This is a genomic window from Photobacterium sp. HL06 (assembly GCF_059552575.1).
On sequence record NZ_CM183914.1, the window covers coordinates 1,089,547 to 1,112,752 of the forward strand.

The following is a 23,206-nucleotide window of genomic DNA, read 5'->3' on the forward strand; positions in this document are numbered from 1 at the left end:
ACGAATAATAACCGGAATAATATCCAGGGAGGCGTTATGCTCCGTTTTAGTGACATCAGGATGAGACCTAAGTTGATCGGCCTGTTTTTGCTGGTCAGTCTTATTCCATTAGCAATTGTGGTATTTATTGCCGTTAAAGCGGCAGCCGACGCGTTGACAACTGAATCGAATCATCAGTTGATCGCAATGCGTGAAGTGAAAAAGTCTCAGATAGAAGACTATTTTGCCGAGCGCCAGAGTGATATTGCAGTCCTCGTGGACACTATTGACACCCTACGTACCAATACCCTGAATAAGCTGCACGCGGCAAAAGAGAGTAAGCGGGCTCAGATTGAGGGGCACTTTCAGGCCCTGCAGGATGATATTGCTATTCTTGTTGAAAATGACGCCGTATCAGAAGCGTTATCTGAGTTCGATGCCGCTTACCGAAGTGAAGGGATGCAAGCTGGTGGTGAGGCTTGGCAGGCCGTCAATAGCCAGTATGGAGCATGGCTGAGTCGCTATAAAGAGCACTACGGCTTCTATGATCTATTCCTGGTGAATGTTGACGGTGAGATTGTTTACTCTGTGACCCAAGAAGCCGATCTTGGTCAGAACATTAAGACGGGTACGCTACGTGATAGTGGTATTGGTCGCCTCTTTAGCCAGGCACAGTCTGCCGTTGCAATCGAAGATTTCTCCCCGTATGCGCCTTCAAACAACCAGCAGTCGGCATTTATTGGTGCGCCAGTCATCCAAAACGATGAACTGAAGGGGGTGCTTATCATGCAGATCCCGACTGAGGATATCGATGCCGTGATGCTGCGTGATGATAATCTAGGGGAGACGGTAGAGACGTACCTTGCCGGCAAGCAAGGTGGGAATATCACATTCCGTAGCAACTTTGTCCAAAGTGATGGTGTAGAACGGCAGATTGGTATGCCGACAAACGAGCCGTTTATCGAACATGCGCTGGCCGGCAAACCCGTTGAGGGCGCATATGTTGATCAAAGCGGCAGGTTGCTATTGGTATCGGCTTCTCCGTTAGAGCTTTATGGGCTGAGCTGGGCTCTGATTTCAACCATCGATCTGGAAGAGGCCTTCATCAGCAAAAGGGAAGGAGAGACAGCCGACTTCCTCACCAGTTACAGTCAGAAGTATGGATATTATGATCTCTTCCTGATCCACCCTGAGGGGAAAGTGTTTTACAGCGTTAGCCATGAAGCGGATTACCAGAGCAATATGGTTGATGGAAAGTACGCAGACTCTAACCTCGGCCAGCTGGTTCGCCAGGTTTTGCAGAGCCGACAGTACGGCCTGGCTGATTTTGCACCTTATGCGCCAAGTAATGGCGAGCCTGCTGCTTTTATCGCCCAGCCATTGATTGAACATGGCGAAATCGAGCTAGTGGTGGCAATTCAGCTACCCCTAGAAGTTATTAACGCCATCATGCAGCAGCGAAGTGGTATGGGAGAAACTGGAGAGACTTACCTTGTCGGGATGGATAAACGAATGCGATCTGACTCTTTCCTCGATCAGGAAGGACGCTCGGTGATGGCTTCGTTTGCCGGAACGGTAGAGCGCAATGGTGTCGATACCCAGGCGAGTAACGCAGCTTTGGGTGGTGAAACCGGCATTGGCCGGGTAAAAGACTATAACGGTAACAATGTGCTGGCGGCTTACACCCGAGTGAATGTCGGCGATACGCATTGGGCGCTATTGGCTGAGATTGATGAAGCCGAGGTGAATGAGCCTATCAATAGCCTGCTGATGATGGTTGGGTTAGTTATTGCCGCTACCGTGGTGGTGATTGTTCTGGTCGCGATGATGGTTGCCTCGACGATTACCCGTCCGTTGGCGACAGCCTTGCAAGTGGCCGAGGCGATGGCCAATGGCGATCTGAACAGCCAAATCGAAACCAGCAGCAAGGATGAAACTGGTCAGTTACTGCGTCGGATGGGGCATATGAGCAGCCGGCTGCGCCAGATTGTGGGGGATGTAAACAGTAATGCCAACGGGCTGGCCAGTGCCTCAGAAGAGATCAGTGCCACGGCGCAATCCCTGAGCCAGGCGGCGAGTGAACAAGCTGCAAGTGTAGAAGAAACCAGTGCATCTCAAGAGCAGATTGCCGCATCGGTGCAGCAAAATGCCGAGAATGCCAAGATCACTGATGATCGCGCCACCAAAGCATCGACCCAGGCGATGGAAGGTGGGCGGGCGGTGAGTGAAACGGTCACAGCGATGAAGGAGATCGCCGAGAAGATCAGCATCATTGAAGACATTGCCTATCAGACAAACTTGCTGGCACTCAATGCGGCGATTGAGGCGGCAAGGGCCGGTGAGCATGGCAAAGGGTTTGCGGTGGTTGCCGCCGAGGTACGTAAGCTAGCCGAGCGTAGTCAGGTTGCAGCGCAGGAAATCAGTAATCAGGCTGGTAGCAGTGTTCAGGTAGCCGAGCAGGCCGGGCGTTTGCTTGATGAAATTGTGCCTAGTATTACCAAAACGGCCGAGCTGGTGCAGGAAATTGCAGCTACCTCGGATGAGCAGGCCAGCGGCGTGACCCAGATCAGTGTAGCGATGGGGCAAATGGATCAAGTCACTCAGCAGAATGCTTCATCTTCAGAAGAGTTAGCTTCGACGGCTGAAGAGATGAGTGCGCAGGCTGAGCAGCTGCAGCAACTCATGAGCTTCTTTAAAATTGATGAGCCGTCAATCGAAGCACCGGAGCCTCATGGGTTGAATATTGTTAGCAACCATGCCTTATCTCCATCAATATCGATATCGAAGACACCCACGAGAAAGCCAGAGAAGAAACACCAGGAGCTGATAGAGGAGGACTTTGAAGCCTTTTAGCGCGACTGAGTTTCATCGAGCGCCTTGTTAACCCAAAGAACGCCTTGTTACCGATTGCAGTGACAGGGCGTTCATTAAGAGGGATTGGGCGCGTTGTGTTTTATGATGGCAACAGGGAGGATGCCATGAAGTGTCACAGTGCAGTCCTGAATCAGTCAGGTGAATTATTTTCCCGACATGCCATATCCGACTGGGAGTTTGCCCGGTTTCAGAAACTCATTTATGACCTGGCGGGTATTACCCTTGGTGATCACAAGAAAAATCTAGTCGTTACTAGGCTGGCTTGCCGGCTTAGGCATTTTTCTTTAAATAGCTTCGCAGAATACTACCGGTTATTGATGAAAGATCCCCCGGAGGGAGAGCTGCAGATTGTGGTTGATCACCTGACCACTAATGAAACCCATTTTTTCAGGGAGCCAAGGCATTTTGGTTTTATTAAAAGGCATTTGCTAGATAAGAGAGTGTCGAGAGAGCCACTGCGTTGCTGGAGTGCCGTTTGTTCAACGGGAGAAGAGCCGTACAGTCTGGCTATGTTGCTGGCAAGTAGTTTGGGCTATACCGCGGATTGGACGGTGTTGGGCTCTGATATTAATTCCAATGTATTGGCAAATGCGCGCAGCGGGCTATTTTCGAGCTCGCGCCAGGCTGAAATTCCGACCCGGTATTTGCAAAAATATTGCTTGAAAGGCGTACGTTCCCAGCAAGGCACCTTTTTAATCAATAGCCAGCTACGGCAGCATGTCAATTTCAAACAGATTAACCTCAATGGCCCGTTGCCAAACCTCGGCCTGTTTGATCTTATTTTATTACGTAACGTTCTTATCTATTTTTCAGCTGAAACCAAGCATGAAGTTGTTCTGCGAGTGCTGGAACAGCTCAGGCCTGGCGGCTTTTTATTGGTTGGCCATTCGGAGACAATTACTGGCATCAGTGATCAACTGCGTTTGATAAAGCCCAGTATCTACCAAAAGGTATGATGGCCATTGCACCAAGTGTTCGGCATTTGTTAGGTAGGTCATATGGAAAGAAACAAAATCAAGGTAATGGTGGTTGATGATTCGGCTGTTGTCCGCCAGGTGGTTTCCTCTGTCTTGAAGACCGACAGTGAGATTGAGGTTTGTGGCGCCGTCGCCGATCCCCTGTTTGCGATGACAAGAATGCGAATGCAGTGGCCGGATGTGATTGTCCTCGATATCGAGATGCCGCGAATGGACGGGATCTCTTTTTTGAAAAAAATCATGGCTGAGCGGCCCACACCTGTTGTGATCTGCTCCACCTTGACAGAAAAAGGCGCTGAAACAACCATGCAGGCGATATCAGCCGGTGCGGTAGAGATCATTACCAAACCCAAGGTAGGGTTGAAGGGGTTTCTCCATGAATCGGCGAAAGTGCTGATCAATGCCGTAAAAGCAGCCAGCAGGGCAAACCTTAAGCCTCTTCAGTCTGTCAGGGCATCAAGCCTGAAAGTCCAGCCCAAATTGAGCGCTGATAGTGTGCTCGCCGCCGGAAAGGTCTCACCGCTAAAGACTACTGAGCAGGTTGTTGCTATTGGGACCTCGACAGGGGGAACCCAGGCATTAGAGGTTGTTTTAAAGGGGTTGCCGCGCTTGTCACCAGGGATTGTCATCGTTCAGCATATGCCGGAAAAGTTTACTGCTGCCTTTTCGGAGCGACTCGATAGTTTATGTGAGATCAGTGTCAAAGAAGCCAAGCATAAAATGCGCGTATTGCCCGGCCAGGCTTTGATTGCGCCGGGGGGGAAACACATGCTGCTCAAGCGTAGCGGGGCGCAATATTATGTCGAAGTCATTGATGGCCCGTTAGTCAGTCGCCACCGCCCTTCGGTCGATGTACTGTTTCGTTCGGTCGCTCAATCGGCGAGTGGAAATGCATTAGGGATCATAATGACCGGGATGGGAGATGATGGGGTGAAGGGAATGCTGGAGATGCGCCAGGCCGGGGCGATGACACTGGCTCAGGATGAAGCAAGCTGTGTGGTTTACGGTATGCCCAAAGAAGCGGTCAAGCGGGGAGCGGTTGAACGCAGTTTGTCACTGGTTGAGATCCCGCAGGCTATTCTCGACTATAGCCAGTGAAGAAAATGCGCATCATGGTGTCTCGATGGGGGGAAATTCGAAGAGTACCTGTAGCCCACGTATTAACGGCATAGCGGATGGGCTTGTTTATCTTTGATGGTAATTTCTAGCTGTGGGTGAGCAATAGTGATGTTGTGGTGGATAAACTTGTTTTTGATTCGGTTATGTAAGTCATGAGTTAAGCTCAGGCGGTGCGCGGTTTCTGCTGCATAGGCCCGGACCTCAAAATTTTGGCTGTCGGCGGTCAGGGTCAGGAAAAAGACTTCGGGGGCCGGGTTATCTAACACCAATTCACATTCTTCTGTGGCTTCAAATAGCAGCTGGGTGACTAGTTCACTGTCAGCAAGGTATTTGACACTGATTGATATTGTCACCCGGGTGATAGGATCGGATAGCGACCAGTTGACAAACTGCTCGGTCACGAATGCCTTGTTTGGCACAATGACTTCCTTTCGGTCCCAGTCAACAATGGTGGTCGCCCGGGTTTTGATTTTTGCTACCACTCCAGTTAACTGGCGGATGGTGACGGTATCTCCAATTCGAATTGGCTTTTCGAATAGGATTATCAAGCCTGAAATAAAATTGGCAAAGATCTCCTGCATGCCAAAACCTATCCCTACCCCGAGGGCTGCAACCAGCCATTGCATTTTGGACCAGTCGAAGCCAATCAGTCCAGAGCCGATGATAATTCCCATAAAAATGGCGATATAGCGTGTTAATGAGGTGATGGCATAGCCCGTACCTGGCGAGAGATCCAGATGTTGCAAGACAAGCAGCTCCATCGCACCAGGCATATCACGGGCGATAATGGCAGTGAGCCAGAAGGCCAGGATAGCAAGCAGGAGGCTTTTCAATGAGATCGCACTGAGCTCATCGATACCATCGATGGTATTGGTAACATCCCATAGCGTCACATCTTCAAGGAAGGTGATTGCTTGATAAAAATCTGACCAGACAACTGCAACGATAGTGAGATAAATCAGTAGCAGCAGTGAGCGTAGTAGGCGTAGCGACTGCGCACTAATTTTCTCTAAATCGACTTCAGGCTCTTCGACTTCAATTTGCATTTCGCTGCTGCTGAAGCTCTCTTCTTTTCCTTCTTCCATTTCGGCTAATCGCTGAGCCAGGATCTCTTGCCGTTTCGCTTTGGCCCGATCAAAGGCCAGTCGCCTTTTTTGCAGTAGCATCAGGCGCTTTGTCAGGTAGTATATGAGTAGGGTGACGACCCCAAGGACAGCTGACACCTCCAGCTTTTCCATGACTGTCTGTGATGAGGACAGGTAGCCTTGAAGTGCCGTGTAGTTGAGGATCTGGGGAATGATAATTAACGTCCACCAAAACAGGTTGTGGCCAATATGTGCTTTTCCTGCCGGAAGCTCGCCATAGGTCATGGGGATCTTCTCGTGATATAGCCGCCATAGGAAAAAGCTAACAGCCAGGTTGCTGATGATAAAGGCAAGCCGGCCGAGGGTGGCACTGACGTCAATATCACTGTAGAGATTGGCAAAGTCCTGTACCACCATCATGGGTAAATAGATCCACAGCAATTGTCGGTAATGCGCGAATGAGTGGTGGATCAGTTGAGGCTCCCAGTCAAAGTGGCCGATAAACAGGCCATCGGAGCGGACCAGCTCCCGCATGAAGCAAAACACGGCCAGTGCCATGGGAACGGCCAAGGCCTGGCCGAGGTGGTGTATAAACGGGTATTGCCAGGCCGCACTGAGCAATATGCCGATGAGGCCAATGATGAATGGAAATGGCCAGGCAAGCATAAATGAAGCAAGGACATTGAATGTACTAAAGCGAAATTTATCTTGCGTCACTTTTCCGATCATCTGGCTGGTGGTTTTGAGGTATTTTCTCCAGTGCTTTCTCACCCAGCTGAGCGAAATGATGATAATGGCAATAAAACCCATCACAAAAAATAGCGTAACATTATCAACAACAGCAGGGATCTTGAGCAGGTTGACCCACTGAAAGGGCGAGAAAAACCATTTAAGTTTTTCCCAGGTATTGGCGATTAGGCTGAGGCTGAACGGATTGGCATCCGGAGCCCAAAAAAGTCGTTGGCTGGCCTGGCTTCTTAGATCGTTAAGATTAGTATTGAGGTTTTCATAGGCGACTTTCAATGTTGCCTGCTGATAAATCAGGGTATCAGAGTTGTCAATCAACCTATCGATCAGAGATAGGTTGGCATCAATAAGTTCCAGTTCTTTTTTTTGCTGTTCAGGTGTCAGCGCTTTGGTCCGTGGCCGTAGGGACTGTTCCTTTAGCGAATCGTATTGCTGCTGGTATTCATATTTATTGATTTGGTTTTGGGCAATGTCCCTATCGAGTGCTTCGATTGGCGGATTAGCCGGCAGCCGATTCATCCGGGTTCTGAGGTTTTCGCTAAAAGCCGGGCTTAGTTTTAGCCACTCAGCCATTGTCTCCAGGGCATCAGCTGTATTGTTCACCACCTCCGTCTGCTCAGAGGCTGACTGTTGTTGTTGCTGTACTTCCTCGGATTTTCTTGACAGGCGTGCGAGGGCGGTGGTGTAGCGTTTGTTCTGTTGCAGCAGGCGCTTTAACGCCTTGGGCTGATCATCCAGTTCTTGCACCAATTCTTGACTGCCCTTCGATGGCGGGCTGGTCGTGGTACGCACGATTCGGCTGAGTTTTCGCTGCAGGTTGTTACGATAGGCTTGGCGCGCTTCGATCTCGAGGTTACTCAGCTGGATACGCTGCTTGGCTAGTGTGCGCCGGTTTCCCGCGCTGAGTTGCTTAGCCTCGAGGGTATACAGCTGGCTAACATAATATTGGTGTTCGATCTCCAGTGTTAGCAGCAGATCTTCATTGTTAGTTTGTTGCTGTTCATGTTTGAGCTGGTTTTCAGTTGCTTTGATTTTTTTCCTTAATTGCTCGGATAAGTACGAAAACTCATCGATACCTTGTTCGACAGACTGTAAGTCATTTTTGTCATTGCTCCGAGTCTGCTCGAGTTGTTCTAGCCTATTGTCCTGTTCGGCGATCTCCAGTGCCAGCTTATCTTGATCCCAATTGTTAAAATCTGGAAATTCAGTGGCTGAAAAGGCGGAAATCTGTGATTTCAGCGCTTCGGTTTGCTCATTGAAATTGATAACAAGCTCGCGAAACATCTTGGTTTGCTGATGATACTCCGTTGTCTTTTCTAGCTGTCTTTTTGCTTGGGTAAACGTATCCAGTGCCTTGATGACTTCAGGGGTTTGGTTCTGTTTCTGGAGCGTTTCGATTTTTTGGTCAAGAAGCTGTAGGCGGGATTCATTCTCTTCTGAGGTTCTGGCAAGCCCTCCGGTCGTGATAAGGAGTAAGAAGAGCAGGAGTGAAACCCATTTTCTCATCACTGAATCCTGTATGTTGGTGAGAAACAGCACAGAGGGCCGCTGCATTCGTGTGATTCTTTGAAGTGTAGCAGTGAATAAAAACAACCGATTGGACTAAGAATGGAACGAATTGATCTATTCATCGGCAGTCGTGAATAATTTAAAGAAAAGCGCTTGACCCCAGTGCGCTAAGCCATTACATTAGCCGCCGTTGAGACGCACAGCGTCTAACAACAATGTGGTGAGGTGTCCGAGTGGCTGAAGGAGCACGCCTGGAAAGTGTGTATACGGCAACGTATCGAGGGTTCGAATCCCTCCCTCACCGCCATCATCTTTTAAGATGAAAAAATTTGGAGAGATGGCTGAGTGGTTGAAAGCACCGGTCTTGAAAACCGGCATACGTTTGTAGCGTATCTAGGGTTCAAATCCCTATCTCTCCGCCAAATTCAAAATGAAAAAAGCCGTTGATAATCAACGGCTTTTTTTGTGTCTGGGCATTGCAAGCATCCACCATAGGATTGACTGAGACAATGTACCTATTCCGCGCTGCAAATTGTACCTACTATACTCGTATCTGCCTGCCAAAAGCCTTAAAAGACAGAGGCTTCCCGTTTGACATCAAGGTGTCGCTCCTTACCAAGTGCCGAGCAGATGCTATCGAGCGCAACCTTGACGTCGCCCGAACCCTACGCCCCCTGGTTTCCGGTGTTTCGCCTGATGAAACCGTTGCTGACTTTAAACGCCTGGTTGACCGAACCATCAACCAAATTCGCATTGGTTATACCTCACCTGCCAATAAAGCAGTCCCCATGCGAAGAGACTGCGAAGCCTGCGCTATTGAAGCGCCAAAACCGTCATCGGGTATTTCATTAAGTGAAGCCTTGTCGCAATTTATCGCTTCAAAGTCAAAAGAGTCGGTACGACCGCTGACAGTCAAGCAGCTCGATCAGCGTATCTGTCACTTTATCGCTTCCACCCTCGTTACCACTGTTCATCAGGTCACCAGCGCTGAAGCCCTTGTATATCGGGATGTCTTGCTCGACGAGGGGCGCAGCCATAAAACGAACAAGGAGTACTTGGCAGCTGTGTCACAGTTCTTCAAGTGGTGTAAGTTGATGTGCTACACCACGGCCAACCCATTTACGGATATTCCACTGGCTAAATCGTCGAGCACTGGAGCCGGTTCAGCGCGGCAGCGCTGGCAAAAACACGAATTAAAGCGCTTGTTTCAGTCTGCGGAGTTTAAAGCAAAAGATGCCGCGTTTAAGTGGGTAACCCTCCTGATGCTGTTCCATGGTCTCAGGCCTTCGGAGGCGTGTCAGCTAAGGGTTGACGATATTTGTGAGCAAGATGGTATGACCTGCCTTCGAGTCTACGCGGAAGGAGATGGACAGCGCGTTAAAACCGACAGTTCGTCTCGTCTGGTTCCAGTGCATGCCAAGATACTGGCATGGGGATTTCAGAATTATGTGTCAGAGCAGAAGCACACAGGCCGGGTGCAGTTATTCCTTTATACGCCTTCCGGGGATAACGAAGACTGGTCTCGCCAGTATTGTCAGCAGCTGGCGAAGTTGCAGAAGAAAATCGGGATGATTGCGGGGGAGCGTCCGACGGCTTATTCGTTCCGTCATACCTTCGTGGATGAACTGAAACAGCAAGAAGTCGATGAAAGTATCGTTGCCCAACTGGTCGGCCACAAAAACCAAAACATAACTTATGGCCGCTATGGAAAAAAATACAAACTTAGTGTCTTGAAGAAGTATCTGGCTCTTATTAGCTATGGCCCTGATTGTACTGTGGATTTTTGACTCGTCTATATAACTGCTTGTATAAGTAATTGTTTTTATTTGTGAAAGTCTTGAAATATTAGCAGCTTAGTATGTATTTCGCCCTCCGGGGCGTGCTAGCTTGTAGCCAAAGAATGATGAAAAGCGGCTCGAACCGCGGAGGTCAATGATGGCTCAACACACTTTTGCAGATTATGCTGCGCAATATCTCGCAGAGCGTCAATTTGAGGTCGCCCCCTCTACCCTGAAGTCAGTGAAGTCCAAAGTGAAAAACCTGGTTAGGCACTTTGGTAACAGGCCGATAGAGACAATAAGGCAATCAGATATCAAAGCCTGGAAAATTAAGGCGCACAAGAAGTTTGCCAACAAAACGATTAATGAACATTTCACGGTGCTCCGGGCTATTTTTAGCAGCGCTCAATGTGATGGCGTGATTGCCCGAAACCCAATGGACGGCCTGAGTAACTTATCGATTGAAACCGCAGAACCTCTGCCGTTCACCAAGTCAGAGCTTTCCCTCTTGGTTACAGCGCAAACCGAATACCAAAGTGAGCAGAACTTGTGTCTAACCAACTGTGCAACTGGCGGACGGATTAGCGAGGCGATTGCGTTAGACTGGGATGGCGTTGATTTTGAACGCCGCCAGATTAATATCAACAAATGCAAAGTGCTCGGTGGGTATAAAGTACCCAAGACCGCCTCCTCACTGCGGACCATTGAGATGAACCCGTATGTGGTGGCCATTCTAAAGCGGCAATATCAGCTGACAGGCCATCTCAGGCCCAAACGGATAAAAGTGCTACAGGCGGATAATAAAACCTACAAGACCCTGTACGTGCGTCATGTATTTCTGAATACCAAAACCGGGAAACCCTTCATTGACTCGCGCCAGTACGCTAAAAGCTTTTTTACTCCTTTCCTGAAGGCGCTGGGCATTAAGCACCGGGGACCGAATCAGCCCCGCCACACGTTCGCCAGCCACTGCCTGACAGCGGGGATAAGTAAGGAGTGGGTTGCACGACAACTAGGCCACGAGGATACCACCATGGTGGATAAGCATTATTCCCGCTGGCTCAAAGAGGATGCCCCCAACTACGCAGGCCAGTTTTATGAATGCATGAATGATGTCTTCGGTGCTGTTGAAACCCCGGTCAAAGAAATTCAAAGTCAACCTGTTAGCAGGCCATCATCCCCCTTGCCACCCCGTTCATCCGAAACGTCGCTGGGGTTGGTTGGCCAGTTGCTGATAGCCCTGGAGCAAAATCCGACGTTGGCCAGCACACTTCAGCAGGCGTTGAACCTGTGGGGAGGTGCGCATGACTAGTTTTTTGATTTCGGCCGGTGACAGTCTCGACATGGGCCGCGCCAAAAAATGGCGACGGATATTTAACCAGCTAAGCTGCCGTCTCACTTTTGGCTGCGCAAAAGATAAGACGACAGCGGCTGGCAAGGGAGTCCCCTTGACCCCGGGTTCGGCCCACACCCTCACAGGGGGTGTGGCATGAAAACCATCCATACGTTTTACCGTCATTTTAATCTAGATACGACCGCTAAGGGTGTTGCACTAATTCTCAAGACGCTGTGCCATACGTTGCGCATCCCTACTAAAAAGGTTAAGCCGCCGGAGTGGGATGAATCGCTGGCGAAGGAAAATTTGCTCTGGTTTAACGGCAAAACCGCGCCGCTTGATGACTATGACCTGGAGCAAAAACAAGCCATCTTAGCCGCGATTATGCCAGCCCCAAAAGTGAAGAACCAGGTGAAGCTAAAGACTCGGCGTCGGCAGTTGAAAGCCAGCATCAAAAAGGCGATGGAGGTTGAGCGTCAAAAAGGCCATGAGGATGCGGCCGAATTGCTGTGGCAGCTGTGGAATACACCCGATAATTGCCATATCCCTGCGGGAAAAGTAGCGCAATTGGACATGAAAACGATGGCGCGTCATCAGCAAAAAATGGGCACGGTCAGAAAGTTTGTTGATGTGCATAACAAGCTGACTGGAGCCAGACCCAACCAGAATGCCACATACCTTCAGGAGGGGATAATTAAAATCCCTCACCGCTGGAATGTAGATAATAAAACCATTACGCCGCAGGACTGGCTGGACTTTACGGAAAAGTTTCTCACGCACTATTTTCCGAAATACCCCATCCACGCCATGGCGGTGCATGCTGATGAGCGACTAAAAAATGAAGATACCGGTACGCATTGCCACTATTTCCTCTCTGGGCAAGACAGCGTATTTGGCAACTGGGATTTGCTCAAAACTCAAATTGAAGTGGTTAATCAGTATGTCCGAGAGCAGAACAAGCTGCGTGCTGAAAGAGAAGAGGAGGAGGAAGAGCTGCTCCCTGAGAACTATGGTCTCACACGGGAGCAAATGGTGCAGCATGGCGAGCGGCTGCAAGCCATGTTTCGTGACTTTATCAATGAGCACCTGCTGCACGAACGGGAATTACATGCAGAGATTGCCCCCGAAACCGAGCGCCAGTCCGAGGAGCGTAAGAAAATGAACCGGCAAGCAAAAATGCCCAAGGCCAAGCGCACCCATACCTATGCAACACGCTTATGCGAGCTGGAAGAGAAGCGGCTGGAAAAGCTAAGGAAAGCAACAGAAGAGGCGTCCAGCCGACTCGATGAGCTTGAAACAACCAAGGAGCAGTTAATCAGTGAGCATGCTTGGCAGCAAGAGCTATCGGCGCAACTTGACCAAGATATCAACAAGAAAAAAGGTGAGATTGCTGACCAAGAGCAGACTCTCAAAGTGCTTGGTTTTGAGCATTGTCGTTTAAGCTCGATGACGACAAAACTGAAGGGCGAGCTAAAAGAGCAGTTGGCCGAACTTATCCGGGAGGCGTATATCGGGGTGGCGTACCAGCAGCGTGGTCTCGAGCATCAGGCAGAAGACTTTTTTCAGCGTCTGGCAGAACAGTTAGATAGTGAAATGTCGCTTGATTTACAGCCGATGGTGCACAGCATCGTCCATGCCGTGGACGATGAGCAACGTGATGAGCGCCTTGATGATTGTGAGGTGGACCATGACTAACCTGCCAACAACAGAGAAAGCCGTTTCTTTCTTTGCTTCTTTCATTTCTTTGTTTCTTACTTTCTATCGTTCGGAGAGAGCACACTATGCGTGAAGTTCAGACACAAATCGGGAGAACACCAGAAGTCTCCGATGATGCCATCATTGTGGCTGGTAAAAAGCTGCTTGAAGAAGGCCGGAGAGTGACTGGTTTCGCACTTCGTAAGGCAGTTGGTAACAAAGGGGATGCAAAACGCCTGCATCGAGTTTGGGAAGCTCATCTGAGCTCAACGTATCATCAACAACAAAACCTAGAGGCGGAACTTCCCGTTGAACTGAGTGACCAGCTGTCATTGGTTAGCCAGGCCTTAATTGAAAAGCTGAAGGTTATCACTTTACAATTAAATGCCATTGCAATCGATACTGCCGAACAGCGTGTCGCAGCAGCTGTGCAGCTTGCGAACGAGCGAGAGCAGGCGGCAGAAGCTGAGGTGGTAGATGCTATGTTAACTATTGATGATTTGGAGAAAAAGCTTGAAGACTTAGGTCAAGAACATAGTCGAGCCAACATTGTTTTATCGGAGCAGAAGCAACGTTGTAGTGAGCTGCAAGCTCATTTAACCCAGTTTGAGTTAGAGAACAAGCACGCTCAAGAACTATTAAAAACAGAACAAAGAGAGTGCAGTCGATTGCGTGAAGAGTTATCGACTGCGCGTGCTGATAATGAGAGGCTTCATATGCAAGTTAACGAGCAACTAACTGAAAAGGCATCTATTCAGGGCGAACTACAAGTCTTGACCGTGCAGCTTGAAGATACAGCGAATGAACGCAAAAAGTTTTTGGCTAAACTGCTCTCTGCCGTAGAGCCTGGAAAACTTACCAACTTTGTCGAGTAGTTTAAATTAGGGCTAACTGTATATTTTCGGTTAGCCCGTTAACTAATTTAGATTAGAACGCTCAAGCTGTAAAAATATTATTAATCTAGAAAGCTTACCTTAAATATAAAATTGGCTAAAATTTATATCGTAACGTAAGAATTTTAACTTGCTTTTTTACATTTTAATTGGATTAGTCAGCATGCAATCTGTCAGTTCCAATACCAGAATGTGGCTTTATCTGACAGATTACTCTAAAACGAAAATGCCCCTTTATGAGCTAGCAACTGCCTTTTAGATCCCAAACGCTTACACGAGCTCTTGCACTTTAAGCCCCATGAGGGTTCTTCTAGTGTTTAGTGTTGGTCTAACCTATTTGCCATCAAATTTTACTTGCAATTCTTGAAGTCAATCAGTAAATCCTTTGAACTTTAATGTTCCCCAAACAATGCAGCAGCAGCTTAACCAGCGGCAAGTGAAGGATTATAATCTTCTCCCTTGGACACTAAAGCCCATGAAATACGAGCAAGCTTATTCGCCAACGCAACAATGGCAATATTTGGATGTTTTCGTTCGCTTAAGCGAGTGACCCATTGACTTAATGAGTCATCTTTTCCTGCTGCATAGCGAAATGCAGCTCTGGCACCGTGGACTAACAACTTTCTCAGATAACTGTCTCCTCGCTTACTTATCCCTAAGAGCGTTGCTTTACCTCCTGTACTATGCTGTCTCGGCATCAAACCCAGTGAAGTTGGAAATATGGCTAATTAAAAATATTTTAATGAAGCGCTGGTACTCTTCGCGGTCAATCGAAATTTTCACTGTACAAATCCGCAAATACTGTAATGTATGTTAAAAAGTTGTGAACCACATCTCATACAAGTTGTGCTCATATGATACTGTGTTCAATATTTGTACCTTTGGAGATAGATTAATGAAAATAAGAGGGTTTCTAATCCTGGCTGCGATGATACTGTCAGGCTGTAATGAAATAACTACTAGTGAAGTTTTAGTACGAAATGGGCTAGCCTATGCTCCAAACTCGGAAGCCCCGTTAACTGGAAAGAAAGTCATAAAATACGATACAGGACAAAATAAAGAAGTTATACATTTTTCTGACGGACTTAAGGACGGGTTAGCTGAAACTTGGTACGAAAATGGCCAAAAAAAATCGTCTATTGAATACAAAAGCGGTAAGAAAAATGGTCAAGATATATCTTGGCTACAAGATGGAAACATAGAGTTTGAGTGGACATACGTAAACGATCTAAGAGTCTTCTCTCAAGCGCAGTATCAGGCAGCTGCAGATCATCTAGGTTACTGGTGGGGAAGTGAGTTAAGAGCGATAAGAGATGCATTCCGTGAAAAAGAGGAGTTTGAGGATACTAATAGCTTTCATGAATCAGCAATGTCTGGTGCAATAAATAAAATGGTAGAACGACTAAATGATCCTGAATTTATATCTCCTGAAATTCAGAGTGAAATGAATAAATTATCAAACTATCTAAATGTAAATACTCAGCTGATAAATGGAAATACAGTATTGAAATATTTTGATAGTCTGGTGTTCAATGGTTATGCTATTAATATAACGAATCAAAAAACAATGACTCTTTCACACCTAAATTCAAAGGGTATAAATGTCAAACATAAGACTGTATTTGAAGGTTTCATTAATGGCTTTAATCAATACAAAGATAACCCATACAAAAAAAATCAAGAATTAATAGATAAAACCATTTATCAAGACCTTAAATTTTATCCTTTAAAAGAATTACAAGCCAGAGCTAGTGCATACAAAAACGAGCTTGAGAAACTATCAGGGAAAGATCAGCTTATTAAGCTAGCTGATTTCTTATCTGGTGCTACAAAAGAGGATATAGATATCGAAAATATCGAACAAAAGGAAATTGAAGATTCTGTAAATTCTATATTATCTGAATTAAGTTTCATTATTAAGCCTAAAAATTCAGTCTTAAAAACCAACTACCAAAACGAACATCTTGTATTATGGTTTCAAAATGAGGATGGAAAAACAATTTCAAATTTTTACATTAAGAGCAATGATGAGTGGTATCAGTTCTTCCGTTGGCCTGAAGTGACTAAGCAGGGAGAAGCCTCAAAGTCATAGCTGCTGATAAAATCAGAGGTTATAATCATAAACGGAACTGTAATTAACTATATAATAGCCTATTCTTTAATTATGTATTATTAAGGATAGGCTCGTGTGTAGTGACTTTACTCGAACTGACAGGTTCCCCCTAAATTGGCTCTGCCCCATAGTGTATACCCGTGATCATTAAAGATGCTTGATTTCCCGAAAAATCAGGATCATGCTATGTCCTATGAAAATTACTTTAACCAAAAAGCAGAAACAAGAACTAGAAAGCCAGCATGATATGACTCGTGACGGTCGAGTGCGTGACCGTATAAAAGCGGTACTTCTTGCGTCTGAAGGTTGGAGTACCGCCATGGTTTCTCAAGCGCTGCGTATCCATGAAACAACAGTACTTCGTCATCTGAAAGACTATGAGCATTCTGGGAAGTTAAAGCCTGAAAATGGTGGGTCATCAGTAAGCGCGCAGTTAACCAGTGAGGCCTTATTCGGCCTCGCTAAAGTCAACATTCCACGGCAGTAGATCTGATAGGTCTGCGCCAGGTACTCTCGTTGGCAGTACTCGGAACAGCTGCAAGAAGTAGTAGTAAGGATTGATGTCGTTGGCTCTGCATGTCATCACGATGCTATATAAATTCGCACTCGCCTCTGCGCCAGCAACTGATTTTGAGAACAACCAGTTTTTCCGGCCAGTGGTGAACGGCCTGATATCTCGCTCTGTCACATTGTTGTCGATGCTAATATTGCCATCTTCAAGGTAAGTGGTCAGCTTATCCCATTGGTTAAGCGTGTAGTTGATGGCTTTGCCTATCAGACTTTTTGGTAGCACTTTTTCTTGGCTCTCTTTCAGCCAAGTATGGAACTCAGCCAATATCGGTTTGGCCTTTTCTTGTCTATGTTGATGACGCTTATCTGCGCCCTGTGTTTTGCTCTGACTCTCCACGCCGTACAGTTTGCCGATGTACCCTAGGGCTTTTTCAGCACGCCCTGATTTCCCTTTCGGTTGTGCCTTTTGGGCATCTGTGAACTTGCGTCTGGCATGGGCCATACAGCCTGCCAAGGTGACTTGCTTTAGCCCTTCGTAAGCTTTATAGCCATCACATAATAAGTAGCCAGAGTAATCACCAAGAAAGCCTTTTGGACAAGTTTGAGCTCGACTCGGTTGGTAGTCATAGATAACCACTGGATTTGATGCGAACTCGCCACTGCGATAAACCCACATATACGATTTGCTTGTCGCTGCTCGATCTGGCTCATCAAGTACCTGTACGGTGGTTTCGTCGGCGCAGACAAGTGATTCATCCAGGAGATGCTGTTTCATCGCATCGACCAACACATTCACTTTGGCACCGAGCTGTACGCACCAGTTAGCGAGTGTTCCTCGGCTAATATCGATATCGGCACGTTTAAGAATATCGACCTGACGATAGAGTGGCAGTGCATCCACATATTTGGCGGTTGCCACTGCGGCCAGGGTTTCCGGGCTAGCGATACTTCTCGGTATCATACTGGCGGGTTTAGGCGCGGTGATTATCTGGCTTTGTAACGCTGTTTTCTCACATGTTCGACAGGCATATTTTGTCCGCTGATGACTGATCACACTGACTTTCTGTGGAATGATTTTCAGCTCTTCTGAAGTCTCGCTACCACTTTCATGCATAGCACCACCGCAACAGTCACAGTGCGGTGCATTCAGGGTATGAACGCGCGTTTCTCGCTCTAGTGTATCCGGCAGGGGTTTTCTGCCCTTTTTGTGGTGCTTGGGAGCTGGGTTGTTTTGTTGCTCCGCCTCATTGAAGGTGCCTTTGGGGTACTTCTCACTTTGAGATGCAAAGCGTTTGGATTTGCTAAGGTTGAGTTGTTCCGTGAGCAGTTGAACGGTGCTTTTTAGCTCAATGATTTCTTCAGCCTGCGCTTGTTTTTCTTGCTGAAGCTGTAGCAACATGGCTTTCAGTTGTTCTACATCATCAGGAAGTTCAGTCATTTTTCGTCACACTTATTTCAGTTGATGACGATAGAATGCCAGCTTTAAAAGATCACTCAACAGCAATGAGGCGATCAGTGACGATCACCTCACTTGTTTGCCGATTATCGGTTGGTGTGCCTTGGGGTTTTCAATGGTTAAGCCTGATAACAACCAGTTAAGTTGCTGTCGGGAGAGTTGAATATGGCCAGCGTAATTCGGTTTTGGCCATTTAAATCGCCCCTTTTCCAAGCGACGATAGTAGAGCCAGAACCCGTTGGTATCCCAGAATAAGATTTTGAGTTTGTCACGACCACGATTACAGAAAATGAACCAGGCTTCACTGAGCGGATCCATTTCCAGTACATCAGCGACAATGATTGAGAGGCCATCGATAGACTTGCGCATATCTGTAACGCCCGAGACGAGATAAATAGCGCCGCTGGGGATCATTGCAGTACCTGCAACCAGGTTTTGATTTGTGTCTGGGTTAGGTTCGCAGGCAGCTCCGCCTTAATACCATTAGGGAAATGCAAAGCGACAGTATCAGTGCCTATATCATCATTAATCACAATGGTGTGCGCGTGTTGCGATTCGTCGTTTTGTTCTGTTAGCTTCTTCAGCCAGTAATGAAAAGTCGGATAGCTAAGGTCGTTCACCTTGCAAAAAGCAGGAATAGAAAGTCCGCTTGCTGTTTGTTTTTCAATGACGCTCGTCCAATATTGTCGTTTTTCAGGTTGGTTCATAGTTCCTCCTTTGTTGTTGAGAAAACTATGAACGAGATCTAGTGATGTGGGAATGTGGGTTTAATTCGACGCTTACGGTCATCAGGATTCTTATCAGTTTCTCAAACTATGGCGCTTACTGAGCATCTGACTGAGCACACCTGCCATCATACTCATCAAATCGTAGCCTTCGTAATGGAACATTTTGGCGTTCAATACAGTGTCCCAGGTATGAATAAATGGCTTCATCACAATGGCTTTAGTTATAAGATGCACAAAGGTGTCCCACATAAGTTTGATGAAGCAAAACAGCAAGCTTTTATCGAAGCTTAAGACGCGCTTAAAGCGGGCTGTGGCGAGGATGAATCGATTTTATTCATTGATGCTGTTCATCCAACGCAAGCGACTAAAATCACACATGGTTGGATACGTACAGGGCAAGATAAAGTGCTTGAAACAACAGGTAGTCGTAGCCGACTTAATATTATCGGTGCGCTGAACCTGTCGGACATCGGAGCCACTGTTGTTAGCGATTACGAAAGTATTAACAGTGAAAACATTGTTCGCTTTTTTTGCCAACTGCGGAAGAGTTACCCATTAGATCACAAGCTCCATATCATCTTAGATGGATCGGGATATCACCGCAGTGATTTGGTCAGAGATGCGGCATCCGTTCTTAATATCGAGCTTCATTACCTTCCGCCTTACAGTCCTAACTTCAACCCGATAGAACGGCTTTGGAAGGTGATGAACGAGAAATCGAGGAATAACATTTACTTCAAAAGCAAACGAGACTTCAAGGAAGCAATAGATCAATTTTTTACTGTGACTCTTCCTGAAATCGCAAACTCATTGGTGTCTCGAATTAATGATAATGTTCAGGCGCTCAAGCCAGCATCTTCAAGTTAATTGGGTATAATACAGTAATGTCGCAGGTGCCGCTGCTAGCAAAGCCGTCAACCTCAATGTCACTGTAGTTGCTATGTGATTTGCACCTCGCCAAACGGGCGTTTAATGGCATATTATTGCATGCAAATACATTAAAATGGAATTTGAGCATGACACTGAAACCCATAATCACCCTTTTGCTACTCTTATTGGCACCAAGCATTTATGCATTTCCAAACTACAAAAAACATGACATTGATGTCAGTCAAATCTATAGCTTCAATAACTTCCCGTATGAAAAATTCTTCACCTGTATCGAAGAAAATGAGCCTGAGTTAAATACTTACTTGGCAAGCGACCCTCTTTTTCATGATACCGTTAAAACATCAACAGCCGAGGTTGGTGCTGTTTTTTATCGGTACATTAATAAACTACCTGAGAAAGATAAATTCCGATCACCCACCATAAATAATCAAGATAGAAATCAACAAGTGCCTTTTTACAATGAAAGAACATACTTTTATCCGTATGGTTACATCAGTAAAAATACCAAACAATATCACTATGATATACTGGCCTATAAACTTATAAAAGAAAGATGGAAAAGATCTAACGAAGACCGATATTGGGTATTTAATGTCATAAATTTTCACAAGAGAATATCTAATTATGAGTTAAAGTCAATGAACAGTATAAAAAATCAACTTATAGTGTCATCGATAGATATGAAACTAGTCAAAAAAGCAAGATCAGAACGTGAAGCTTATAAAGCTACTTACAAAAATGTCAAACTCTATTATTTTCCTTTTGATGTAAAGAGATGCACTAATGCTAAGTAGAGCGCCAAAACATCAAACAATACCTTTGGCCCCATCCGCCTTCTACATGCAAAACCTAAAGAGGCTTTGCATGTAAATTCAGAAACAAGAACAACTCTTTTAATCTAATGAGCGGCATTAATTTATATTAAGAAGCTCAACATCAAAAATCAGGACTGAATTGGCAGGAATGTCTGGTGATGATTGTGAACCATAGCCCAGCTTAGGTGGGATGGCGAATCTGAATTTTGAACCAACAGGCATCAGCTGGAGCCCTTCAGTCCACCCAGGTATTACGGCATTTAAAGGAAATGTCGCCGGTTGATTGCTTTTATATGTATTTTCAAACACTGTACCATCAATTAATGAACCTTTATAGTGGACAGTAACTCTGTCTTATTTTTTTGGCTTGTGTCCAGTCCCTGTTTTTATTTTCTCATATAATAGTCCTGTCTCTGATTTATAAACACCAGTTTTATTTTCATGTGCCGCAAGGTACTGAACATTATAAAGTAGATGCTGCTGTGCTTTTTTGTTCTTTTCTTCTTTAATAGCATTATATGTGATATAATCATGCTTGCTAAATACCTATTTTTTTCATCAAAACCTAAATTATAAAAAAGCAGAAAAAGGCTTCCTGTCACTATCCTGCCAATAAATTTCGTTCATCTTGTTGTTTTTTATGTGCGCAACAAGTTTTATGTTATCCACCAAACTTTGTGGCTCAAACACAATTAATTTAGGAGTGAGGCATTTCTTGTTCATTTTAAAAGTTTGATTATTTAAGCGAAAGCCTTGGTGAGGATAGGTTGCGCCTTTAGTAAGATTACATTCTTTCATACCAAAATAAAAGAAAACTATAGGTGATTCATATTCAGCTATTTTATTAAGTTCAACCTCACCTTGTTTTCCGATAAAAGTTTTAATTATTGCGGTCTTTTCACTGTTGTGTCTCATCTCCCATCTCACCGCCCCTTCAAAAAGAGACGCTGCACTTACAGCTGAAAATAATGCGGTAAAACATAGTATAATAAACTTGCCCTTTATCGGTACTACTTTTATTTTATCGCTCATCATATTGAAACCCCAAATTTAAATACCATAATTCTGCTCTTTCGCAAGGCGCTAAATTTATATTGATAGTCAACGCCATAACGCGATACTGGTCACTTTTTCATCGCCACTATAGTAAATAATATTTGGTAACTTGAGCGTTACTTTGCTTTAACTTTCAGAATGGGATATTGATCAAGTCCCATATGGGCAATTGTAGTTTTGCTATCTAGAATTGAGGCGACCAGACGCCAGAGTAAGAATGCAAGCACAAAAGTTCAAGGAGAAGTGAGTCAACACAACTCCAAACACTTCTGCACGTCGTTGTTAATACTAACGCGTTAGGAGAGTTAGCAGTTTAATGACAGCATCTGCAATATCGGCGTTTTTCAAATGTTGCGACTTAATGACCTGCCCCCGTTTTCTAGGCAAGCAAAATTGAGTAATAAGGTGGTTTTGCTATACCTGAGCTAATTGATTGTTCACTAAATTAGCAAAACCACTGAAACATTTTGTCCAGTTGTGAGTTACGATACCAGCAGGCCGACTGCACGATCTAGTCGTGGCTTACCAGCGGATGTGTAAGATCGAGTATGAGCTACTACATTTTAATCAATAATAAGATACGTCTTTTCTTGGATTGTTTGATACCTTCGTTAGGTAAATGCGACCATTTGTTAATCTATCTGTATAATATTTACCTGATAGGTTTATACCGTGTTCACTCTCGATCACATCTAATAATGTTGAGCCGTCATAAGGCCCCCAACTTGGATTTCTAGGCATGGAACGATATACGTAATAAAGCCTTTTTTGTCCTTGTTCTATCGTTGGTGTGCATTCTAGTGTAAATGATTTTACGCTTTTTCCATGCATATCAAGTTCGGTAAGAAGAAGTCCTTGTCTAATTACTGCCCTTACATCTATATGGAGTCCGCTATTAGTTTCTATCACACCAACCCATTCTCCATTTAAGTCTGGATAAAGATCTTTATTCCAATATTTTAAAAATGCCCAAATTTTTCTTGAACACGATGGTAAAAGCAGAAAGAAAATCAATGCTGCGGAAACAAAGGATGAAATAGATACTAATTTAAATATCCCCCAATCATGATAATAGTGTTTTTGAATATAATCAAAAACAATTGCACTTAGGATTATGGAAGAAAGCAATATTAATTTTAATAAAATATTTAGAGGTATTATCTTGGACATAATAATCTCAGTGCTCTCGTAGTTGATTTTTACCATTACTTTTCGCGTCAAGAAGAGCGACATATGCACTCTTTAGTGAGTCACCTACACCAGCGGAAAAAGTAATTTGCATTGGAGCACATCGCTGGATTTCACTGAACAGTTTTTTGAAGTCAATATCAGTTTTTGTTTTACCAAGCACTCCATCGGCTGCACAAAAAACAACCTCAAACTCTTTGGAACGCAGTAGATTAGCTACTTGTTGAGTAGCTTCTTTAAGTAAGATGCTTATTTGGTGTAGCTGTGCCTCATCATTATTAAGATAGTAAGAAGTTATCAAACGTCCTACATCATCACCATCAATCGATATATATTTCATACTATTTACTATCCTTCGCAGAGAATAAAATTATACTCCCACTATATGAACTTTGCACTGTAAAAAGAGCCGTTGCTGTCTGTTATCTTAGAATTAGTTACCGATATCATGTTTTGG

17 protein-coding genes, 2 tRNA genes and 4 pseudogenes are annotated in these 23,206 nt (G+C 45.4%); 14 read left to right on the forward strand and 9 right to left on the reverse strand.

Annotated features, from left to right (window positions below; all coding sequences use genetic code 11):
• Nucleotides 1-36: 36 nt before the first annotated feature.
• The 3 genes from AC51G0_RS05390 (at nt 37) to AC51G0_RS05400 (ending at nt 4,928) form a co-directional block, all read left to right on the forward strand.
• A complete protein-coding gene (locus AC51G0_RS05390) occupies nt 37-2,832 on the forward strand; it encodes a methyl-accepting chemotaxis protein (protein ID WP_496301035.1) in 2,796 nt (931 codons plus the stop codon).
• Nucleotides 2,833-2,957: 125 nt separating this feature from the next.
• A complete protein-coding gene (locus AC51G0_RS05395; RefSeq protein ID WP_496301036.1) occupies nt 2,958-3,809 on the forward strand; it encodes a CheR family methyltransferase in 852 nt (283 codons plus the stop codon).
• Between the two features lie 42 nt (nt 3,810-3,851).
• Nucleotides 3,852-4,928 (forward strand): protein-glutamate methylesterase/protein-glutamine glutaminase, encoded by a 1,077-nt coding sequence (locus AC51G0_RS05400; protein WP_496301037.1) that lies wholly within the window; start codon nt 3,852-3,854, stop codon nt 4,926-4,928.
• A gap of 62 nt (nt 4,929-4,990) precedes the next feature.
• On the opposite strand, the gene mscM is transcribed toward AC51G0_RS05400, so the two are convergent.
• Nucleotides 4,991-8,287 carry a miniconductance mechanosensitive channel MscM gene (gene mscM / locus AC51G0_RS05405; RefSeq protein ID WP_496301038.1) on the reverse strand — a complete coding sequence of 1,099 codons (3,297 nt, stop codon included), beginning with the start codon at nt 8,285-8,287 and terminating at the stop codon, nt 4,991-4,993.
• A gap of 222 nt (nt 8,288-8,509) precedes the next feature.
• Here mscM and AC51G0_RS05410 point away from each other — a divergent pair.
• The 7 genes from AC51G0_RS05410 (at nt 8,510) to AC51G0_RS05440 (ending at nt 13,974) form a co-directional block, all read left to right on the forward strand.
• A tRNA-Ser gene (locus AC51G0_RS05410) sits at nt 8,510-8,597 on the forward strand.
• A gap of 24 nt (nt 8,598-8,621) precedes the next feature.
• Nucleotides 8,622-8,712 (forward strand) — tRNA-Ser (locus tag AC51G0_RS05415).
• 87 nt (nt 8,713-8,799) lie between these two features.
• On the forward strand, nt 8,800-10,077 hold the full coding sequence (locus AC51G0_RS05420; RefSeq protein WP_496301039.1) for a site-specific integrase: 1,278 nt from the start codon (nt 8,800-8,802) through the stop codon (nt 10,075-10,077).
• A gap of 145 nt (nt 10,078-10,222) precedes the next feature.
• Nucleotides 10,223-11,380: a tyrosine-type recombinase/integrase gene (locus AC51G0_RS05425; protein WP_496301040.1), complete on the forward strand. Its 1,158-nt coding sequence runs from the start codon at nt 10,223-10,225 to the stop codon at nt 11,378-11,380.
• Nucleotides 11,373-11,561 carry a hypothetical protein gene (locus tag AC51G0_RS05430; RefSeq protein WP_496301041.1) on the forward strand — a complete coding sequence of 63 codons (189 nt, stop codon included), beginning with the start codon at nt 11,373-11,375 and terminating at the stop codon, nt 11,559-11,561. Before AC51G0_RS05425 ends, AC51G0_RS05430 begins: the two co-directional genes overlap by 8 nt.
• Nucleotides 11,558-13,099: a hypothetical protein gene (locus AC51G0_RS05435; RefSeq protein ID WP_496301042.1), complete on the forward strand. Its 1,542-nt coding sequence runs from the start codon at nt 11,558-11,560 to the stop codon at nt 13,097-13,099. Before AC51G0_RS05430 ends, AC51G0_RS05435 begins: the two co-directional genes overlap by 4 nt.
• An 86-nt stretch (nt 13,100-13,185) precedes the next feature.
• On the forward strand, nt 13,186-13,974 hold the full coding sequence (locus AC51G0_RS05440; RefSeq protein ID WP_496301043.1) for a DNA-binding protein: 789 nt from the start codon (nt 13,186-13,188) through the stop codon (nt 13,972-13,974).
• Nucleotides 13,975-14,414: 440 nt separating this feature from the next.
• Here AC51G0_RS05440 and AC51G0_RS05445 read toward each other — a convergent pair.
• A pseudogene (locus AC51G0_RS05445) lies at nt 14,415-14,711 on the reverse strand (transposase); the annotation flags it as partial.
• 176 nt (nt 14,712-14,887) lie between these two features.
• Here AC51G0_RS05445 and AC51G0_RS05450 point away from each other — a divergent pair.
• Together AC51G0_RS05450 and AC51G0_RS05455 are read left to right on the forward strand one after the other, a co-directional pair.
• Nucleotides 14,888-16,084 (forward strand): toxin-antitoxin system YwqK family antitoxin, encoded by a 1,197-nt coding sequence (locus tag AC51G0_RS05450; protein ID WP_496301044.1) that lies wholly within the window; start codon nt 14,888-14,890, stop codon nt 16,082-16,084.
• A 214-nt stretch (nt 16,085-16,298) separates the two neighbouring features.
• Nucleotides 16,299-16,544, forward strand: a pseudogene (locus AC51G0_RS05455) (helix-turn-helix domain-containing protein); the annotation flags it as partial.
• A 9-nt stretch (nt 16,545-16,553) separates the two neighbouring features.
• Here the strand turns inward: AC51G0_RS05455 and tnpC are convergent.
• The 3 genes from tnpC to tnpA form a co-directional block, all read right to left on the reverse strand.
• Nucleotides 16,554-18,053: an IS66 family transposase gene (tnpC, locus tag AC51G0_RS05460; protein WP_496301045.1), complete on the reverse strand. Its 1,500-nt coding sequence runs from the start codon at nt 18,051-18,053 to the stop codon at nt 16,554-16,556.
• 84 nt (nt 18,054-18,137) lie between these two features.
• Nucleotides 18,138-18,485 (reverse strand): IS66 family insertion sequence element accessory protein TnpB, encoded by a 348-nt coding sequence (gene tnpB, locus AC51G0_RS05465; protein WP_128786309.1) that lies wholly within the window; start codon nt 18,483-18,485, stop codon nt 18,138-18,140.
• Nucleotides 18,482-18,778, reverse strand: coding sequence for an IS66 family insertion sequence element accessory protein TnpA (tnpA, locus tag AC51G0_RS05470; protein WP_496301046.1), 297 nt, complete (start codon nt 18,776-18,778; stop codon nt 18,482-18,484). The genes tnpB and tnpA overlap by 4 nt, the downstream gene beginning before the upstream one ends.
• 90 nt (nt 18,779-18,868) lie before the next feature.
• Here tnpA and AC51G0_RS05475 point away from each other — a divergent pair.
• Nucleotides 18,869-19,666 (forward strand): annotated as a pseudogene (locus AC51G0_RS05475) (IS630 family transposase); the annotation flags it as partial.
• Nucleotides 19,667-19,815: 149 nt separating this feature from the next.
• A complete protein-coding gene (locus AC51G0_RS05480) occupies nt 19,816-20,484 on the forward strand; it encodes a hypothetical protein (RefSeq protein WP_496301047.1) in 669 nt (222 codons plus the stop codon).
• 117 nt (nt 20,485-20,601) lie between these two features.
• On the opposite strand, the pseudogene AC51G0_RS05485 reads toward AC51G0_RS05480, so the two are convergent.
• The 4 genes and pseudogenes from AC51G0_RS05485 to AC51G0_RS05500 all read right to left on the reverse strand — a co-directional run.
• A pseudogene (locus tag AC51G0_RS05485) lies at nt 20,602-20,895 on the reverse strand (FKBP-type peptidyl-prolyl cis-trans isomerase); the annotation flags it as partial.
• A 180-nt stretch (nt 20,896-21,075) separates the two neighbouring features.
• Nucleotides 21,076-21,540 carry a hypothetical protein gene (locus tag AC51G0_RS05490; RefSeq protein ID WP_496301048.1) on the reverse strand — a complete coding sequence of 155 codons (465 nt, stop codon included), beginning with the start codon at nt 21,538-21,540 and terminating at the stop codon, nt 21,076-21,078.
• 588 nt (nt 21,541-22,128) lie between these two features.
• On the reverse strand, nt 22,129-22,731 hold the full coding sequence (locus AC51G0_RS05495) for a Cap15 family cyclic dinucleotide receptor domain-containing protein (protein ID WP_496301049.1): 603 nt from the start codon (nt 22,729-22,731) through the stop codon (nt 22,129-22,131).
• A 7-nt stretch (nt 22,732-22,738) separates the two neighbouring features.
• The gene (locus tag AC51G0_RS05500) at nt 22,739-23,089 is read right to left on the reverse strand and encodes a mCpol domain-containing protein (protein WP_496301050.1); all 351 of its coding nucleotides are present in this window, start codon (nt 23,087-23,089) and stop codon (nt 22,739-22,741) included.
• Nucleotides 23,090-23,206: the final 117 nt, after the last annotated feature.

Excerpts from the sequence above, each read along its gene's own strand:
- AC51G0_RS05390 (WP_496301035.1), top strand. The coding sequence starts at position 37 with ATGCTCCGTTTTAGTGACATCAGGATGAGACCTAAGTTGATCGGCCTG.
- AC51G0_RS05395 (WP_496301036.1), top strand. The coding sequence starts at position 2,958 with ATGAAGTGTCACAGTGCAGTCCTGAATCAGTCAGGTGAATTATTTTCC.
- AC51G0_RS05400 (WP_496301037.1), top strand. The coding sequence starts at position 3,852 with ATGGAAAGAAACAAAATCAAGGTAATGGTGGTTGATGATTCGGCTGTT.
- mscM (WP_496301038.1), bottom strand. The coding sequence starts at position 8,287 with ATGAGAAAATGGGTTTCACTCCTGCTCTTCTTACTCCTTATCACGACC.
- AC51G0_RS05420 (WP_496301039.1), top strand. The coding sequence starts at position 8,800 with ATGTACCTATTCCGCGCTGCAAATTGTACCTACTATACTCGTATCTGC.
- AC51G0_RS05425 (WP_496301040.1), top strand. The coding sequence starts at position 10,223 with ATGATGGCTCAACACACTTTTGCAGATTATGCTGCGCAATATCTCGCA.
- AC51G0_RS05430 (WP_496301041.1), top strand. The coding sequence starts at position 11,373 with ATGACTAGTTTTTTGATTTCGGCCGGTGACAGTCTCGACATGGGCCGC.
- AC51G0_RS05435 (WP_496301042.1), top strand. The coding sequence starts at position 11,558 with ATGAAAACCATCCATACGTTTTACCGTCATTTTAATCTAGATACGACC.
- AC51G0_RS05440 (WP_496301043.1), top strand. The coding sequence starts at position 13,186 with ATGCGTGAAGTTCAGACACAAATCGGGAGAACACCAGAAGTCTCCGAT.
- AC51G0_RS05450 (WP_496301044.1), top strand. The coding sequence starts at position 14,888 with ATGAAAATAAGAGGGTTTCTAATCCTGGCTGCGATGATACTGTCAGGC.
- tnpC (WP_496301045.1), bottom strand. The coding sequence starts at position 18,053 with ATGACTGAACTTCCTGATGATGTAGAACAACTGAAAGCCATGTTGCTA.
- tnpB (WP_128786309.1), bottom strand. The coding sequence starts at position 18,485 with ATGATCCCCAGCGGCGCTATTTATCTCGTCTCGGGCGTTACAGATATG.
- tnpA (WP_496301046.1), bottom strand. The coding sequence starts at position 18,778 with ATGAACCAACCTGAAAAACGACAATATTGGACGAGCGTCATTGAAAAA.
- AC51G0_RS05480 (WP_496301047.1), top strand. The coding sequence starts at position 19,816 with ATGACACTGAAACCCATAATCACCCTTTTGCTACTCTTATTGGCACCA.
- AC51G0_RS05490 (WP_496301048.1), bottom strand. The coding sequence starts at position 21,540 with ATGATGAGCGATAAAATAAAAGTAGTACCGATAAAGGGCAAGTTTATT.
- AC51G0_RS05495 (WP_496301049.1), bottom strand. The coding sequence starts at position 22,731 with ATGTCCAAGATAATACCTCTAAATATTTTATTAAAATTAATATTGCTT.
- AC51G0_RS05500 (WP_496301050.1), bottom strand. The coding sequence starts at position 23,089 with ATGAAATATATATCGATTGATGGTGATGATGTAGGACGTTTGATAACT.